This window comes from Acinetobacter sp. 1207_04 (genome assembly GCF_052850415.1).
The window spans coordinates 1-16,951 of sequence record NZ_VXCQ01000006.1; the positions used below are offsets into that span (position 1 = coordinate 1).

Here is a 16,951-nt window from a genome sequence, read left to right on the forward strand (position 1 = left end):
AAGACAGAGGGTGTTTTTTATCGCTGATTAATAAAAGAAAAAATAATAGTGATTAATAAAAATTAAGAAGAAAATAAAAAGCAGATCAAAGGATCTGCTTTTGTTATTATTGAAAGAAATTAAATGGCATTTAATTGGCGTCTAGCATGTTTAAGGGCTGTCCGAAGACCTTCTTCAAGTGTCGGATGATAAAAAGGCTTTTGTAAAATTTCATCAATGGTAAGGTCTTCTGAAATGATCCATGATAATAAATGAGCTAAATGTTCAGCAGCATCTACAAATAATTCGGCACCAAGAAGTTTGCATGAAAATTTATCTACGTAAATTTCAACAGCACCTTGATTTGTAGCACTGACTATAGCTCTACCTTGTTTTTCATAAGAAACAAAACCTGTAATAAAATCAATATTGTCATTTAAGAGTTGCTTATTACTTTGTCCAACAGTTGCCATTTGTGGCTGACTGAATAATATGCCAAGCGGTGTTAAAGTTTTAAGTGATTGAATATTTGGATAATTAAGACAATTATAAACAGCTAAACGGCCTTCATTTGCTGCTTCATGTTGAATAGGTGTAGCTGTATAGGCATCACCGACCACAAATATAGGGTAGTTAGCAAGCTGTTTATTTTGAGCATTGATAGGGAGTTGCTTTAAGTCTATAAATTTTTCATCAATATTCTTAAGATTCAATGTATTTAAATTACTTTGTCGTCCTGTCGCAGCTAATACATACTCAACAGTAATATTTTCATTTATATCATTTTGGAGATATTGAATATTAATGGTATCACCTGATTTTTTAATTGAATCGGGTAGAATTTCAAATTTGATATTTAACTCTTTTGATAGTTCTTCTTGAGCTAGTTTTTGTAATTGAGGGCTTGTTAATGAGCCAACTTTTCGGCTACGTGCAAATATTGTTGTTTCAACATTGAGGCGTGTAAGTGCTTGAGCTAATTCTAGGGCAATCACGCCACTGCCAATAACTGCAATCGATTTAGGGAGTTGTGGTAACTCAAAGATTTGATCTGATGTAATGAGTTTATTTCCAATTTCATCTTTTACTTGTTGATCAAAAATAGGTGTTGTTCCTACAGCGAGTATAAAACTTTTTGCTTGATATTTTTTATTATTTACTTGAATAGTATTTGGATCAATAAATGTTGCTTTACCTGAAATGCGATGTTTAGGATTCCATGAGTTGACATCTTTTAATGTTGCTTTTGTAAAACGATCACGCAGTTTTTGGACATGTTGCATTACTGCTGATGTGTCGATTTGACTTTCTGTGATTAAAGATAAATTATCGGCATGCTGAATATCATGCATTCGATTTGCTACAGAAATAAGGATTTTACTTGGCATACATCCGACTCGTGCACAGGTCGTATCCCAATCCCCATCATTAATAATTAAAATATTATCTGTTTTTTTGATAGCCTCTTTATAGGCCGCTATTCCTGCTGTGCCTGCACCAACAATAATGATGTCATACATAATTTAATCCATAATTTAGAAACATTTTTTAAACAGTTTTATGTTGAATATTTACACAGCATACGAACTGTGGTTACATAGCAGATATTTTACAAACTTCATTAAAACAAATTTATTGGGAACGAGCATAGCTGTTTGGGAATTTTTATGAAAAAAAAATTAGCGTTAAAATTATCTGCTATAGCAGTATCCACCGTTTTAGCTAGTTGTGGTGGTGGGGGAAGTGATGGTTATTTTGGTCAAGATAATAATACAGGTGGAAATCAAAATCCAGGTTCAACAGATGCTGTGGTTGCTGAACTCTTATCAATTGGTCAAAGTAAAAGTAGTTTAAATGCGGGTACTGAGGATAGCTTAGTTCTTACAATTCGTACACTTGATAAAAGTGGCGGTATTATACCGAAGTCGAATATAAAAGTAGAAATTGTTGATGCTCAAAATGCAGGTGCGAGTTTGAGTACCCCTACAGCTTTAGTCAGTGATGAAAATGGTATCGTTACAACTAATCTTGGGTTGGTGAGTGCAAATCTTAATTATAAAATGAACCGAACCATAACTGTAATTGTTACATCTGGTACGGTTAAGCAAGAAATAGTTATTCCTGTGAATGGTACGGTAGTTGATATTTCTTCTGATGTAAATCTTCTTGAAGAAGGACAAAATGCAGCAGTAACTGTTAAGGCTGTAGATGCAGCAGGTAAAGCTCTTGTTGGAGCAAAAGCATCATTAGTTGATGCGACAGGCGCAGAAGTATATTCTGCTGTTACAACTGGTCAAGATGGTAGTGCAACTTTTAAAGTTCCTTATGATAAAGTACGAAACTCTCCGAATCAGAAACTTGAGTTACTAGGTAAGATTACTGTTGATGGTAAAAATTTGTCAGTTTCTAATTTGTTGAGTGCAGGAGGTGTTACTTTAGCTGCGAACATTGCGAATAATGTTATTCAAACTGTATCTGACTCTAGTCCAGTTGGTGTGGGGATTAGTAAAAATATTATAGTTAAAGTTACAGCAACAACTCAGGCAGAGCTTATAGGTAAAACGGTAAGTTTTGAAACAACCAATGGTACTATTACTCCATCTTCTACGATTACCAATATTCGTCAAGAAAGTGGTAAATGGGTTGGTGATGCTACAACGACTTTAAAAGGTTCAATTGCTGCTGTAGCAACAGTTTCAGCTCAATTTGGTAATGATATTGTTTATATTTCACAACAAATTAGTGCTGGTGCACCAAAAACAGTATCTATTCAGTCTGAGGCAAGTGTTTTAGCACCAGGTGCAAGTACTAAGGTAATTGCGCTTGTAAAAGATGCAAATGGCACTCCTATTCCAAACACCAAAGTAAATTTTACTGTTTTAAAAGATACTTCTTCTAATGGTAGAATTTCTCAACCATCTGCAATGACAGATTCAGCGGGTCGTGCAACCGTAATTTATACTGCTGGTTCTGCACAAACTCTTGGTGATGGCGTTGAAATTCAAGCAATCGCAAGCAATTCTTCAGCACCAGCCCCTGTATATTCTGAAAACTTATTATTAACAGTTTCAACACAGTCGGCATTTATTACAGTCGCTCAAAACCATGAAATTATAAAAGTTACAGGTGATAATACTTATTATTATAAAGAGTTTTCAGCCTCTGTTGTAGATACAGCTGGTAATCCAATTGCAAATCAAAAAATTAGTATTTCACTTGGCCTAAATAGTTTCTTAAAAGGGCAGTTCAAGTGGGTACGTGATTATAATTACGGTCAGGATGGCAGTGGTTCTTGGGCTTGGTTAAGTTCGCTTCAATGGTCTCGCGATTATATGACTTATGTTAATGGTATTTCAAAGCCAGTAGTAACTTATGTTGAATGTCCGAGTAATGAATTCCCAAATCCTGTTTCTATTTTAGCGGCAGATAATTCAATATTGGGTACAACAGGAAGCTTTGTAACCGATTCTCAAGGGAAGTTTGATTTTAAAGTTAGGTATAATCGAAATTACTCGAGTTGGTTACGTGTTAATTTGACTGCTTCCACAATTGTTTCAACGAAAGATAACAAGACAGCATTATCCTTTATGCCACCAGTTGCAGCAGATGATGTAGATGATATAGATGGTAAATGGCGTCCTGATATGGAAAGTCCATATGGCACAGATATTACAACGTGTTTAAATTATAAATAAGTTGAGTTGTATTAAAAAACAGCGCTTCGGCGCTGTTTTTTTTGGTAATACTCAAGGCTTAAAGTGCCGTACCCATACTAACACCTACGGTTGGACGTACATTCATACTGCTACACGCACTCAAAAGAACAATACTAAACATCACTAAAATTAACTTATTCATGGAGTAGACCTGCATTTTTTGCTTGATTGAATAATGTTGTTGATCTTGAACCACTTTTACAAATCATTAAAATAGGTTTCGGTAAGCTATTGTAATATTTTGCAAATTCAACCACATCTTGTTGCTGAACTCGTCCTGAAATCACAGGTTGATAAATTAAACTAATATGTGATTGTTCAGCAATATTACGCAATTGATGCGCTGTAACCAAATTACCCGCCTCATCATCAGGGCGGTTGACAATCACAGACTTAAACCCTTGTGACAGTAAACGATTAAATTTTTCATCCGTCATTTGTCCCGATACACTCACTTTTGTTGTGAGTGCGGTACTTTCAACGACATTTGCAAATATAGGTACAGTGTTAAATAGACTAAGACAAAGTAAGCATTGAATCAGATGCTTAGTCATCTAATAGATCCATTTGTTTCGCTAGTTGGTATAAGTTATTTGAGCGATTTCCTGAACGGCAAAACATTAAAATAGGTTTTGGAAGCTCATTGAAATGATTGGCAAATGTGCGTACATCAACTTCACTGATCTGACCAGCAATAACAGGTTGATACACATAATCTAAACCTGCTGCACGAGCGGTTGTTTCAAGTTCTGCACTCGTTGGTTGTTCAGGTCCACCTTCCATGTCAGGACGGTTATTAATAACCGATTTAAAGCCTTTTTCAACCACTTGAGAAATATGTTCAGGACCAATTTGACCTGCAAAACCGACTTGTTCGCTCATTTCATCACTCCAAAGTATGCATAAAACAATTATGTCTATATCATAACACTATGCCTTGAATTACATAGAACAGGCTAGGCAATCACAACTGAAAATAGACAAAAAATAATGCATGGAGTGCGTATGTATGATTATACGGTAGAGCCACTTTATATCGACAGCGGAAATGATGTGATTGCTGCAGATGTTTACCAACCGAAACAGATGAAAAGTCATGCTGTTATTCTCATGGCGCATGGATTTGCCGCACTCAGGCAGTTTAAATTAATTCATTTTGCAAAGCGTTTTGCACAAGCTGGTTATGCTGTTGTCCTTTTTGATTATCGTTATTGGGGAGGCAGTACTGGACAACCAAGGGAGTTGATTTCTCTTGGTCGACAGCTTGATGACTGGCGTGCGGTGATCACAGTAGTAACAACTAAAAAACAACTTCATCATAAACAAGTGATTTTATGGGGAACGTCACTCAGTGGTGGCTACGTACTGAATCTTGCCGAGGAAACAAAAAGCGTCTGTGCTGTAATTGCTCAAGTGCCATATGTCGATGGTGCTGCAAGTGCCAAGGTTTACCCACTTCAACATCTTGCTAAAGCCTTAAAGCTTTCGAGTCAAGACTATATGGGGAGTAAAATCGGACTGAAGCCTGTGAGTTTACCTGTCGTACATCCCTATGATTTATGTTGTATTCCAACTAAGCAAAGTTTCAATGGCTTTATGTCGATTGTACATCCTGATTATTTTTGGAGTGGTGAAGTCCCTGCTCGAGTTTTGTTTAAATTACTACGCTATCGACCGATTCAGTCAGTTAGGCAGATCAATATTCCGATACTAATGATTGCTGCGCAGCAAGATAGTTTTATCCCCATCGAAGCAAGTCGTGAAGCTGCAACAAATATGGCACCTTTTGTGGAGTATCATGAATGGAAGATGAATCACTTTGATATTTATCATGGGCAATGGTTGGAAAAATCAATTTTGACCCAATTAGAATTTTTAGATCAGCAAACTGGAGTAAGCAGATGATTATTGTATGTCCTTCTTGTGGTGCCAAAAATCGTATCCCTGAAGATAAAATTGCATCAAGTCCAACCTGTGGACAATGTCATCAAGCCCTGATCCCATTAGCACCGATTGAGCTAAATGAGCAAAATTTTAGTCATTTCATTAGTAACAGTGATTTACCTGTCATTATTGATTTATGGGCAGAGTGGTGTGGTCCATGTAAAATGATGGGACCGCATTTTGCTGAAGTTGCTAAGCATAATCCGAATGTGGTTTTTGCTAAAATTGATACAGAGGCTAATCCACGTTTGAGTGGTGCTTTTAATATTCGTAGTATTCCAACATTGGTTTTAATGAATAAAACGACTGAAGTTGCTAGAATAAGTGGTGCGTTACGTGCTAACCAATTACAAGAATGGTTAGATCAACAATTGAATGCCTCTCATTAAGACCGGCTTGGAGTTATTGTGTCAGATTCTCATGAAAAACCCGAAGGTACATTGTCTTTACAGACAATTGCTATGCCAGCAGATACCAACTGGAGTGGTGATGTATTTGGGGGATGGATTGTTTCACAAATGGATTTGGCAAGTGCAATTCACGCAGAGCGTTTCAGTAAAGGACGTTGTGCAACAATTTCAATCAATGAAATGACTTTTCTTGTTCCTGTAAAAGTCGGTGATGTGATTAGTTGTTATACAAAAATTTTAAAAGTGGGCAATACTTCAATTCAAATGCAAATTGAAGTTTGGGATAGCCATGATGATTCTCGCCCTGCAAAACGTGTTACAGCAGGAGTATTTACCTTTGTTGCTGTAGATGTTGCGGGTAATAAGCGTCAAATTCCTGAAGCATCTAAACAAAGTTTTTTAGCATCACAAAATGTTTAAAAGCTGATGATTAAACATAAAAAATCCCAATATTGTTTGGGATTTTTTATGTGTCTTAATTTGAATTAAAACATTGTATTTTTATTTGCAGCTTCTACTGGAACCTCTTGTTGAACATCCCAATGTTCGACAATTTTGCCATTTTCAATTCTAAAAATATCAACAACAGCAACACCAGGATCTTGTGCATTTTGTGTCGAATGTACATGTAAAAAGACCAAATCACCTTCGGCTACTGCACGTTTAATGACACTTTTCGCGTTAGGATTTTCTTTAAAATAGCCTGTAAAATATTCTACAAAAGGTGCTTTACCATCGGGTACATGCGGATTGTGTTGAATATATTGCATACCAATATATCGATCAGCATAGTCTTTCACTTGATGTTTGAGAAAGACGCCTTCATAAAAATCTGTGACTATTTTCTTGTTCTGCTCAGCAAATTGTCTTGCGGAGATTGCATTTAATGTTGTCGTTGTGACCGCTGTTGCTGATTGATTAGGGGTTTGGCTACAAGCCGTCAGCATTAAAAAAGGACTTAAAATAAGACCAAGTGTAAGCCATTTTTTAGAATATTGGATTGACATGAATATGCTCAAAATGATGTAAATTTAGCATCATTTTGAGTGAATCAAGTATATTTCTATAGTGAAGAAACGTCACTGATTTTAAGTAATTTGGTAATTTTTACACTTACTTAAAAGTAAGTTTTATTTACATTTATTCATTTTTAAGATGGTTATTTATTTTTTAAACGGTCTTTTGACACCCAAGCCCAAACCATTTCACCTTTAACTGGTTCTTGACCTGATTCATCAGTAATGGTTACAGCAACAATCGTTTCACCTTTTTCTGAGGTTTGCATATCTTTGATCTGTTCTGCTGTAAGTGTCGCAACAGCTTGCATCTCACCTTTAGATGGGCGTTTATAGTCCATGTGTAGGCTTTTGATCAGGACAATTGAGGTATCAGGGACATTCATTGCAGCAACAAAACCTGTAGCGGTTTCTGCAATTAAAGCCATTGCAACGGCATGCAATTGACCAATATGGTTTTGCATAGCACGATGATTCTTAATTTCTACAACAACTTTAGAAGAAGTGACTTCTATATATTTAATATTGGCTGAACCGACCATAGGTACGACTCGACCAAACGCTTTACTCCACAGTGTACTACGTACACCTTTTGGAAATTTTGAAGTTGCCTTAACAAGTTTGGCTAAACGATTGGTCTGAGTCATATTTGTACCTATGCGATCATTAAGATCTTAGTCCTTAAAGTTATTGAACTGTAATGGCACACCAAATTGTTGTTCTCTTAAGAAAGCCATTACTTGTTGTAAGGTATCGCGTTTTTTATCAGTTACACGAAGTTTATCCCCTTGAATAGAAGATTGCACTTTGATGCCGCTTTCTTTAATGGCTTTATTAATTTTTTTTGCGGTATCAGAGTCAAGACCATCTTTAAGTTTGATGACTTGAATCACATTTTTACCTGAAGCGGTCATTTTTTGTGGATCAAGCGCTTGAATATCAATTTTACGTTTAAAGAAATTATTTTCTAGCATGGTATACACCTGCTCACACTGAAATTCACTTTCAGTGGTAATTTTAATTTCTTTGTTTTTCTCATTGATATCAATAGAAACATCCTGACCACGGAAGTCAAAACGGGTTGCAATCTCCTTTTGAGTGTTTTGAACCGCGTGATTAACTTCAAAAATTTCCAATTCTGAAACAATATCCATAGAAGGCATGATTTTGACCTTTGCAAAGTGAAAGAATATCTGAGATGCTAGGGATGTTTTCTTCATTTGCCAAGTGTTGTTTACATCAAAGGAGTGCACAATGATCCGCAAGCAAGAAATTACAACATTTGAGTTCCCAGAAAATGCGATTATTTGGGATGTTCGTGACGCAAAAGCCTATGCTGAAGGTCATATCAAAGGTGCTGTTCATCAGCCTATTGATAGCTTGAGTTCAGATAGCTTGACTCAGGTGGAGGCGGATCAGTCCATTTACATTCTGTGTGGTGGTGGCAGTAAAGCGCCCCGTGCAGCTGAAAAATTAGAAACGATAGACGCTTCACGTGATTACGTGATTTTGATGGGTGGCACACGTGCAGCACGTGATGCAGGATTACCCCTCGAATCATAAGTATGAAAAAAAGCGCCGAAAGGCGCTTTTTTATGGTCAAAATAAAAAATATTTATCGTCTCATTGCCTGACGCATTTTTTTAAAACGAAACGGTGTTAAATATTTCCATAATTTTTCAGGTATAGGGCAAGCTTCATTTAAAATCATTGTTGCCAAAACCTCACTACATAAGGGTGAGTAGAGAAAACCTTTTGATCCTAAGCCAGCCAAAGTATAGATTTCATTATCGCTGTTGAGTTTTCCTAATAAGGGGAAATAATCAGGTGTTTGTGCTCGTACGCTTGCACGCCCTTGCCATTCAGAGATTGGTGTCAGTGTTTGTGCATAGTCAGGAAAGACAGTATGCAGAAGCTCATAGTTGTGTAGGTGGTCACTTTCAAGTACATCAGTATCATCACGACCAGGTGAAAAAGATGCACCTAAAATCATTTGTTGATCATTCATTTGCATGCAATAACCACCATAGCTATATGTGGTATGCATCTTTAATGATTGCTTTGTATTATTGAACCAACTGACCTGACCACGAATTGGTTTTAACGCAGGATAATGTTCAAAGAAGATTCCACTTTGATGGGCTGTACAGACAATTACGTGATCTGCAAGCGGATAATCTACAGTGCTGATGTTATCAATATTTTTTGCTTTTAATTTGAGTTGAGTATTATCTTGTTTCTGTATGCCAATAATTTCAGCTTGAATTAGTGTGATATTTGGATGGCTCAGAATCTCATCTCGTAGCAGATACGGAGAAATTGCACCTGCTTGATGGAATGTGACATTTGCATAGTCAGTTTTTAAATCAGACGGTTCAACGTGTAATACATCATCGGGATAGTCATTTGCGATTGCCACAGCATCTTCATGATTTTTGAGTGAAATTTGATGAATAGACAATGGGCGAAATGCTTTGAAGGGTGCATAGTGGCATAAGGCATATTGCCAACTCACGGTCATGAGATGCTCATCAATATTTTTAATATTGCCAAGTTTTGGATTCAGTATCGCCATTGGATTACCAGATGCACCTGCTAATGCTGCAGTTTGCTCGTAAATGCGTACCTGATGTCCACGTTGTGCAAACACCCATGCACAACTTAAACCTGCAATGCCTGCGCCTATAATCGCAATATGGCGTTGTTTCGGTTGAACTGATATTTGGTGATCTTGAATGAAATCAGTATTTAAGTTTTCTGGTTTTTGCCAAATGGCTTTGAGCATTTCACGTTTGTGTTTAAAACCACGAGGACGACTAACGGTAATACCATGATCACGCAAACCACGTTTGACGACACCTGCAACGCTAAAGGATGAAAATGTCGTACCATAGCCCGACAAACGAACAATCTGCTTGAGTATATTTTCTTCCCAAAGATCAGGGTTGCAGGAGGGGGCAAAACCATCGAGAAACCAAGCATTGACCGTTGTCGTCTTAATCATTTGTGGAAAAACATCATGTGCATCGCCCAACCATAGATCAATTGAAAAGCGATGTTCAGGGAAATTTAGGCGATGGCAGCCTGCAAGTGGTAAGGGGTATTGCGCAATAAGTTGATCTGCGAATGGTTTGAGTTCAGACCATACATTTAATGCACGAATCAAATCATCTTTATTCAGTGGAAATTTTTCTACAGAAATTACATGTAGATGACTATTATTGTTAGGTTTGAGCTGTTGCCACATTTGCCATAAAGCCAAAATATTTAAGCCTGTGCCAAACCCTATTTCTCCAACACAGAAATAATCGAAAGACTGAAGTTGTGTTAAACGTTCAGCAAGATCATTGCCATTGAGAAATACATGGCGACTTTCAAGTAAACCATTGTCTTTAGAAAAATAAATATCGGCAAACTGACGAGAATAAGGAATATCAATTCCATCGATGGTTTGCCAATCGAGTTCGGCAGTTTGAATGGAATGTGACAACGCAGATTAACCTTTTAGAAGATGTGTCGCCGTGGATTTACCACTGACGACGACGTTTGGTATAAACATAACTTGCAATGAGGAAACCGAGTACAACACCAACAACAATGGTTGCTGCGCCGTACAAAAACATTTGCGCACTTTGTTCACTTTGCAGTACTTGAACTTGTACGCCTAAATTATCATTTTTCAGTTGTAATTCTTGATTCTGAGATAAAGCTTCGAGGTTGGCTTTTTCGAGTTGTTGTAAGCGTGTTGCTTGATCTTTAACTAAAGCTTTGGCTTTGGCCTCGATGGATGCTTTTTCCCGAATAATCTGTTCAGCAGTTAGGGGTTTATTTTCTTGTGTTTGAGCCTGTTGTTGCGTTGAACTTTTTGCTCCTGCAACCGCCGGTAAAATTTCAGGTTTATAAACTTGCTGTGTGACTGTGGCAGGTGGAGCAGTTGCAGTCGTCGCTTGTGGAGCGGGTGCTGTATTTTGCGCAACGGGTTCTGCCCAAGCAAATGAACTGATCAGCGCAAAGCCGATAATACTTTTGACTACGAACTGCATTACTTTTTATCCTTTAGGAAGCGCTTTGTTGAATGGCTTAACATCAACATGGCTATAAATGCCTTCTTTAACAAAAGGTTCATCCTGTAACCAAACATCGAGTGCTTCACGACTGTCAAAATCAAGAATCATGGTACTGCCATAAAAACCTGCTTGTGGGTTTTCACGGTCTTTTGGCATTGCACCTGCAACAATCACACGACCTTCAGCATCAAGTTTTTCTAGACGAGCAAGATGTTGTGGACGAACTGCAAGGCGTTTTTCAACAGTACCTTCTTGATCAGTACAGGTAATTACAAATAAAGGCATCTTTTTTCCCTGAATCTTATTGTCAACGGATTATTCTTCAGAAACTTTGAAGTGTTTTCTGAGTAAAACAAACTGGATAATGATAAAGGAAAACATCACCCCCATGTCACCAAATGTTGTGAAATTTACCCATATAGCATGGTCTTTTGATGGGTCAGGATAAATAAATCCGAAAAAGCAATGTAGGAATGCCATGAAGCTGAATAATCCAACCCATGCCCAATTGAGTTTTTTCCATCCTGTTGCGGAAAGATTAAGCACAGTTCCCATCATGCGTTGCACAAGTGGTTTCTTTTCCTTACCAATCATCGGGCTGATCATAAAGGCAAGTGAAAAGGCTAAATTGAGAAAAATTGCTTTATAAATCATGAAATCACCATCACGTAAAGCGAGGGTCAATCCACCAAAAATAAAGGTACTGACTAAAATCAATAATTGTGGTTTTTCAAGTTTAAATTTTTGTGACACAAATAAATAAAGGTAAACAATTAATGTAGTGACCATTAATGCGAGGGTTGCTACCAAAATATTCTGATTGTCGACAACACCTGTAATGCCGACTTGCGCCAAGATGGCATGGCTTTGTTCGGGCTCTATTAACTTATAGACGGTAAAGAATATGATTATTGGTAAATAATCTAAAAATGCTTTCATGTTAAAATATCAAACTGTCCAGGTGAATAACGTAGTATAGAAGATGCAAGGCGTAGATTTACATACACATAGTAATATTTCTGATGGAACTTTGACTCCTGAGTTACTCGTTCAGGCTGCAATCGAAAAAGGTATTCATACCCTTGCTTTGACTGATCACGATACCATGGATGGCTTAAAAATCGCTGAACAGGTTGCAAAAAATCAACCAATTCAGATCATTTCAGGGGTTGAGATTTCAAGCCAGTGGTCACGACCTGCGACCCAAAAAAGTTATGGTGTGCATATTGTTGCCTTAAACATTAAAAATCCTGAGCCATTACAAGCACTTTTAGAAGAACAGAAAAAAATTCGTGCTGAACGTGCAAAGCAGATTTGTGATTTATTGACTCCTTTAATTGGTTTCGATATTTATGCAGATGTGATTGCTAAAGTAGATGGTGAAGCAGATCGGATTACTCGAACACACATTGCAAAAACCTTGGTAGATAAGGGGGTTGTGGCACGCCCACAACAGGCTTTTGATAAATATATTAAAGAAGGCAAAAAAGCCTATGTAAAGTTTGATGGTTTAGGGTTAGAAGAAACCATCAAAATCATACATGAAAGTCAGGGTTTTGCTGTTTTGGCACATCCAACGCGTTATGATTTATCTGCAACCAATATTCGTTATTTGATTGAAATTTTTGCTCAATTTGGCGGAGATGCAGTTGAACTTCCACCTTATATAGAAGCTGCTTCAACTCGTCAAATGGTCGATCGAATGATTGAACAGTTTAATTTAAAAGTTTCAGTTGGTAGTGATTTTCATGGTGACAATATGCCATGGATTAAATTGGGAAATATTCCCAAAGTCAAAGAAGGTCAAGTGGGGATTTGGGAGAGTTTTAGTTAAGTAACCAATATTACGCATATCGCAAAATATATTTCTATAAATATTTATTCTTGTAAATTTACTTGGCAGAGTCTTACATCAACAATTTAAATTTAGGAATTAGCCTTTCGCAGAAGGTCATTTTACGAAACGGTCTTTCTGATTCGGCAAAATGAGCCGTGAAACTAAGCAAGGAAACCATCTGGCGAAGTTTCACGGCTCAACTCATGTCTTAAACAAATTCGGATGCCCTTATCTCTTATCTAAATTCATCAAGTAGCAAAACATAAGCTCTCTATTACTGCATAACATTATTTATAAAAGATTATGGTCTTGCGCTTGAATAGGTGGCGGTGTTGGTTTACCTAAAGTACCGAGCAACTCAATTTCAATAGTACGAACCATTGCATCAAGTGGTAAGTCATTACTTTGAGTACCAAAAGGCTCTTCAATTTCTGAACTGAGTGCATCTAGACCTAAAAATGTATATGCCAAAATTCCAACCAATAAGGGCGTTGCCAGCCCAAGTAATGATCCTAAGCTAAATGGCAACATAAAGCAGAAAAAATACACTGTTCTGTTGAGCAAAACAGAATAAGCAAAAGGTAAGGGGGTGGTTGCAATACGGTCACAACCTGTTTGTACTAAACTTAATTCAGAAACATGATTATTCATTTGAGTATAAATAATATCGGAAATTTCACCTTCTTTGAGTGCTTGCATTAACTCCCAATGAATCAGACTGAGTGTGTATTGTGGTGCATTATTTTGTTGATATAACTGCACTAAAGCTTGACGACTCATGCCACTGGTTTCAAGCAAGACATCTGAGCTCACCGTTTGATGGCGTAAGCGATCGCGTAAAACATTGGCAAAAACAATAACATGTTGGATTACCCGCTCACGACGACCTTGCGGTAAAATACGACAATCACGGTCAAAATGGCGTGCATTGGCAATGAGTAAACCCCAAAGTTTACGAGCCTCCCACCAACGGTCATAGCATGCTGTATTTTTAAAACCGAGAAAAATTGACAGTACAACACCAATTAGAGTAAATCCTGCTAGTGGGATCTCTGGAAAACGGTATAAATTAATGTACTCAATTCCGCCGACAATTGCAGAAATCAGCATGACGACACCAAGTGGCGGTAGAACTTTTGGAAGAATTGTTCCACGCCATGAGAATAATAGTTTTAAGGTGTCGTTTTGATCACGAACAATCATGGGTCTTGAATCTTTGAATTTTAGCTGATCTTCACCGCTTCATTACGACTTGTCAATATCATTTACTTAGAAATACTTATGTCGCGATTAAGTTATGTTCGGCAAAAGAAAAACTATGTTCACGGCTGATAATCAGATGATCAAGTAAATTAATTTCAGTCAGATGACAAGCCTTAAGAATATGTTGTGTCAGAACTAAATCTTCCTTTGAGGGGACAGCTAAACCTTGCGGATGATTATGTGCGATCACGATATGCGTAGCATGTTGCGAAATGGCATAACGCAAAATTTGATTGATAGAAATATTGCAATAATTTACAGAACCAAAAAATAGCTTCTTAAAGTGTAGTTTACGCAATTGGCTGTCTAAGCATAAAACAGCAAAAACCTCTTGTTGTTCACCTAAAAGCTCATAACGTAAATAATCGGTAATCAGGTCTGAACGGCTTAAATCAGTTGGTTGATTTAAATGATGTTGTAAATAACGTCGACCTAATTCTTTGACTGCCATCAATTGCGAATATTTTGTGGCAGCAATACCATGAAATTGGCTGATATCTTCAAGTGAAGCATCAAAGACGGCATTGAGCGAACCAAAGTGTTGAATCAAAATACGTGATAATTCCACTGCAGAATGTTGTTTTGAACCCGAACGTAGAAATATAGCAAGAAGTTCGGCATCTGAAAGGCTATTTGCACCTTGTGCCAATAAACGCTCACGTGGGCGTTCCTGTTCAGGCCACTGTTTAATAGATTGGTGTTCTGTATTGCTCATTGAATTATTCATTATTATTCACTGTTTTAATTTATTTTACTTTTTAATTTTCCCAAGTGAATGTCTTGGGCTAAGCTATATTTAATGATATTGTGAGCGCCACTGCAACAGAAAGGTAGCCTGATCGTGAGTTTCGATCTCAGTGTATTTGCAAATAAAAATATTATTTTAGCTGTTACAGGCGGTATTGCAGCGTATAAAAGCGCAATTCTTGTACGACGATTAAAAGATTATGGTTTTAATGTACGTGTGGTCATGACACAAGGTGCACAAGCCTTCATCACGCCCTTAACTTTCCAAGCTTTGTCAGGTAATCCTGTACATACGACGCTACTCGATCCTGAGGCTGAAGCAGGCATGGGGCATATTGAGCTTGCTCGTTGGGCAGATTTGGTTTTGGTTGCACCTGCGAGTTGCGACACGATTGCAAAATTTGCGGCAGGCTTGGCGGATGATTTACTCAGTACGTTATATTTAGCCACAAAAGCACCTGTTTGGGTTGCTCCTGCAATGAATCAACAAATGTGGGCGGCAAAACCAACACAGCGCAATTTGAATACGCTGATTGAAGATGGTGTACATGTCATTATGCCAGAAGCAGGTTCACAAGCCTGCGGTGATGTTGGATTGGGGCGTATGCCTGAACCTGAACAATTGGCAGATCAAGTGAAAGATTATTTTCACCAAGCACAGCGTGCCATTGCTGAAAAATTTGGTTTACTTGCAGGTAAAAAAGTGACCATCACGGCAGGACCGACCCGAGAAGCGATTGATCCCGTACGTTATATTTCCAATCATAGTACAGGGAAAATGGGCTTTGCGATTGCTGCAGCATGTTATGCTGCAGGTGCAAAAGTTACGTTGCTAGCAGGGCCTGTCAGTTTAGATACACCGAATGGCGTACGCCGTGTCAATGTATCTTCAGCGATTAAAATGCTTGATGAAAGTCTGCATCAGCTAGAAGATGGTTGTGATATCTTTATTGCAACGGCAGCAGTTGCTGATTATCGTGTGGCTGAAGTTGCAGAGCATAAAATTAAGAAAGCGGGTGATGAGTTAGCGGTTTCTCTCATTAAAAATCCTGATATTGTCGCAACGATTGCACAACAAGAAAAACGTCCATTTATGGTCGGTTTTGCCGCAGAAACACGCAATGTTGAAGAATATGCTGCAGGGAAATTGGTGGCAAAAAAACTTGATATGATTGCGTGTAATGATGTTTCACGTAAAGACATTGGTTTTGCTTCAGATGAAAATGCAATGACGGTCTTTTTTGCTGAACAATATCAGATGGAAAAACGTGATCTAGAAAAAGCCTCTAAACAAGAGATTGCACAGCAATTGGTTGAAGCCATTCATGATGCCTTACATCATGAAATTGACCCTGTTTAAGGCAAAGATTATGATTGAATAATATTTGATTAAAAATGCAACGATTTCGTTGCATTTTTGATGTGCTATACATTATGTTTATAGCCTAAAATTGAATGTGAAAAAGAATATAAACCCACTTAGGATATAGTCCGCCGTATTCTTTATAAGAGAAAATTGGCACTGATCAGGAAGAATCTACAATGATTAAAAAGACATTTATTACAGCAATATTATCAAGTTCATTATTTTTAAGTAGCTTTAGCTTTGCAGCAAGTCTTGAACATAATATGGAAACCTTGGCAAAAAACTATAAAGCATTTAACAAGGCTGAAAATTCAGTAGATGCCTCAAAAGCATTAGATAATATGCGAGTAGCAGCACTCGACTCAAAGAAAGTGAAACTAAAAACACAAGATAAAAAAGCAGTGACTTCAGATGCGCTATATGACCAAATTGTCACACAGATTGATAAAACGAAAGGCTTTGTCACAGCAGGGCAGTTGGAACAAGCTAAGGTTGAAGGAAAAAAGATTGCTGCAATTCGTGATCAAGGACATCATATTTATCACAATCATTAATATATAAATCACTATTGATCGGAAGTATACGATTCATAGTTTAGGCATTTAA

Annotated in this window: 20 protein-coding genes; 8 read left to right on the forward strand and 12 right to left on the reverse strand. The window is 37.5% G+C overall.

The window, feature by feature from the left end:
- Positions 1-119 precede the first annotated feature (119 nt).
- Complete coding sequence (locus tag FW754_RS06590; RefSeq protein ID WP_446324178.1) at positions 120-1,499, reverse strand: dihydrolipoyl dehydrogenase; 1,380 nt, start codon at positions 1,497-1,499, stop codon at positions 120-122.
- 147 nt (positions 1,500-1,646) lie between these two features.
- Between FW754_RS06590 and FW754_RS06595 the strand changes: the two genes are divergently transcribed.
- Positions 1,647-3,674: an Ig-like domain-containing protein gene (locus FW754_RS06595; RefSeq protein ID WP_446324179.1), complete on the forward strand. Its 2,028-nt coding sequence runs from the start codon at positions 1,647-1,649 to the stop codon at positions 3,672-3,674.
- Between the two features lie 155 nt (positions 3,675-3,829).
- Here FW754_RS06595 and FW754_RS06600 read toward each other — a convergent pair whose 3' ends face one another.
- Together FW754_RS06600 and FW754_RS06605 are read right to left on the reverse strand one after the other, a co-directional pair.
- Positions 3,830-4,249 (reverse strand): beta-lactamase hydrolase domain-containing protein, encoded by a 420-nt coding sequence (locus FW754_RS06600; protein WP_409510212.1) that lies wholly within the window; start codon positions 4,247-4,249, stop codon positions 3,830-3,832.
- Positions 4,242-4,577, reverse strand: coding sequence for a TIGR01244 family sulfur transferase (locus tag FW754_RS06605; RefSeq protein ID WP_409510213.1), 336 nt, complete (start codon positions 4,575-4,577; stop codon positions 4,242-4,244). Before FW754_RS06605 ends, FW754_RS06600 begins: the two co-directional genes overlap by 8 nt.
- A gap of 123 nt (positions 4,578-4,700) precedes the next feature.
- Between FW754_RS06605 and FW754_RS06610 the strand changes: the two genes are divergently transcribed.
- The 3 genes from FW754_RS06610 to FW754_RS06620 all read left to right on the forward strand — a co-directional run bounded on the left by FW754_RS06610 (position 4,701) and on the right by FW754_RS06620 (position 6,469).
- On the forward strand, positions 4,701-5,600 hold the full coding sequence (locus FW754_RS06610; RefSeq protein ID WP_446324180.1) for an alpha/beta hydrolase: 900 nt from the start codon (positions 4,701-4,703) through the stop codon (positions 5,598-5,600).
- Positions 5,597-6,028: a thioredoxin TrxC gene (gene trxC, locus FW754_RS06615; RefSeq protein ID WP_409510215.1), complete on the forward strand. Its 432-nt coding sequence runs from the start codon at positions 5,597-5,599 to the stop codon at positions 6,026-6,028. The genes FW754_RS06610 and trxC overlap by 4 nt, the downstream gene beginning before the upstream one ends.
- 72 nt (positions 6,029-6,100) lie before the next feature.
- The gene (locus FW754_RS06620; RefSeq protein ID WP_419346144.1) at positions 6,101-6,469 is read left to right on the forward strand and encodes an acyl-CoA thioesterase; all 369 of its coding nucleotides are present in this window, start codon (positions 6,101-6,103) and stop codon (positions 6,467-6,469) included.
- Between the two features lie 65 nt (positions 6,470-6,534).
- Here the strand turns inward: FW754_RS06620 and FW754_RS06625 are convergent, their stop codons facing one another.
- The 3 genes from FW754_RS06625 to FW754_RS06635 all read right to left on the reverse strand — a co-directional run bounded on the left by FW754_RS06625 (position 6,535) and on the right by FW754_RS06635 (position 8,228).
- Positions 6,535-7,056 carry a nuclear transport factor 2 family protein gene (locus tag FW754_RS06625; RefSeq protein WP_446324181.1) on the reverse strand — a complete coding sequence of 174 codons (522 nt, stop codon included), beginning with the start codon at positions 7,054-7,056 and terminating at the stop codon, positions 6,535-6,537.
- A gap of 152 nt (positions 7,057-7,208) precedes the next feature.
- On the reverse strand, positions 7,209-7,712 hold the full coding sequence (locus tag FW754_RS06630; protein ID WP_446324182.1) for a DUF4442 domain-containing protein: 504 nt from the start codon (positions 7,710-7,712) through the stop codon (positions 7,209-7,211).
- Positions 7,713-7,739: 27 nt separating this feature from the next.
- Positions 7,740-8,228 carry a YajQ family cyclic di-GMP-binding protein gene (locus FW754_RS06635; protein ID WP_409510219.1) on the reverse strand — a complete coding sequence of 163 codons (489 nt, stop codon included), beginning with the start codon at positions 8,226-8,228 and terminating at the stop codon, positions 7,740-7,742.
- Between the two features lie 91 nt (positions 8,229-8,319).
- Here FW754_RS06635 and FW754_RS06640 point away from each other — a divergent pair, with 91 nt between their 5' ends.
- On the forward strand, positions 8,320-8,628 hold the full coding sequence (locus FW754_RS06640; protein ID WP_409510220.1) for a rhodanese-like domain-containing protein: 309 nt from the start codon (positions 8,320-8,322) through the stop codon (positions 8,626-8,628).
- 52 nt (positions 8,629-8,680) lie between these two features.
- Here the strand turns inward: FW754_RS06640 and mnmC are convergent, their stop codons facing one another.
- From mnmC to FW754_RS06660, 4 genes are read right to left on the reverse strand one after another with little or no spacing between them, the layout of a single operon-like run.
- Positions 8,681-10,555 carry an FAD-dependent 5-carboxymethylaminomethyl-2-thiouridine(34) oxidoreductase MnmC gene (mnmC, locus tag FW754_RS06645; RefSeq protein ID WP_446324183.1) on the reverse strand — a complete coding sequence of 625 codons (1,875 nt, stop codon included), beginning with the start codon at positions 10,553-10,555 and terminating at the stop codon, positions 8,681-8,683.
- 37 nt (positions 10,556-10,592) lie between these two features.
- Positions 10,593-11,108, reverse strand: a complete 516-nt coding sequence (locus FW754_RS06650; RefSeq protein WP_409510222.1) for a hypothetical protein — start codon at positions 11,106-11,108, stop codon at positions 10,593-10,595.
- Positions 11,109-11,114: 6 nt separating this feature from the next.
- Positions 11,115-11,417 carry a YciI family protein gene (locus FW754_RS06655; protein ID WP_409510223.1) on the reverse strand — a complete coding sequence of 101 codons (303 nt, stop codon included), beginning with the start codon at positions 11,415-11,417 and terminating at the stop codon, positions 11,115-11,117.
- Positions 11,418-11,447: 30 nt separating this feature from the next.
- Positions 11,448-12,071, reverse strand: a complete 624-nt coding sequence (locus FW754_RS06660) for an inner membrane-spanning protein YciB (protein WP_409510224.1) — start codon at positions 12,069-12,071, stop codon at positions 11,448-11,450.
- A gap of 43 nt (positions 12,072-12,114) precedes the next feature.
- Between FW754_RS06660 and FW754_RS06665 the strand changes: the two genes are divergently transcribed.
- Entirely contained in the window at positions 12,115-12,966 is an 852-nt protein-coding gene (locus FW754_RS06665; protein ID WP_419346132.1) for a PHP domain-containing protein, read from the forward strand.
- A gap of 294 nt (positions 12,967-13,260) precedes the next feature.
- Here the strand turns inward: FW754_RS06665 and FW754_RS06670 are convergent, their stop codons facing one another.
- Together FW754_RS06670 and radC are read right to left on the reverse strand one after the other, a co-directional pair.
- Positions 13,261-14,172, reverse strand: coding sequence for a bestrophin family protein (locus tag FW754_RS06670; RefSeq protein ID WP_409510226.1), 912 nt, complete (start codon positions 14,170-14,172; stop codon positions 13,261-13,263).
- Positions 14,173-14,248: 76 nt separating this feature from the next.
- Positions 14,249-14,947 (reverse strand): RadC family protein, encoded by a 699-nt coding sequence (gene radC / locus FW754_RS06675; protein ID WP_419346131.1) that lies wholly within the window; start codon positions 14,945-14,947, stop codon positions 14,249-14,251.
- A gap of 126 nt (positions 14,948-15,073) precedes the next feature.
- Here radC and coaBC point away from each other — a divergent pair, with 126 nt between their 5' ends.
- Together coaBC and FW754_RS06685 are read left to right on the forward strand one after the other, a co-directional pair.
- On the forward strand, positions 15,074-16,339 hold the full coding sequence (coaBC, locus tag FW754_RS06680) for a bifunctional phosphopantothenoylcysteine decarboxylase/phosphopantothenate--cysteine ligase CoaBC (RefSeq protein WP_409510228.1): 1,266 nt from the start codon (positions 15,074-15,076) through the stop codon (positions 16,337-16,339).
- Between the two features lie 182 nt (positions 16,340-16,521).
- Positions 16,522-16,899, forward strand: a complete 378-nt coding sequence (locus tag FW754_RS06685) for a cytochrome b562 (protein WP_446324184.1) — start codon at positions 16,522-16,524, stop codon at positions 16,897-16,899.
- Positions 16,900-16,951 lie beyond the last annotated feature (52 nt).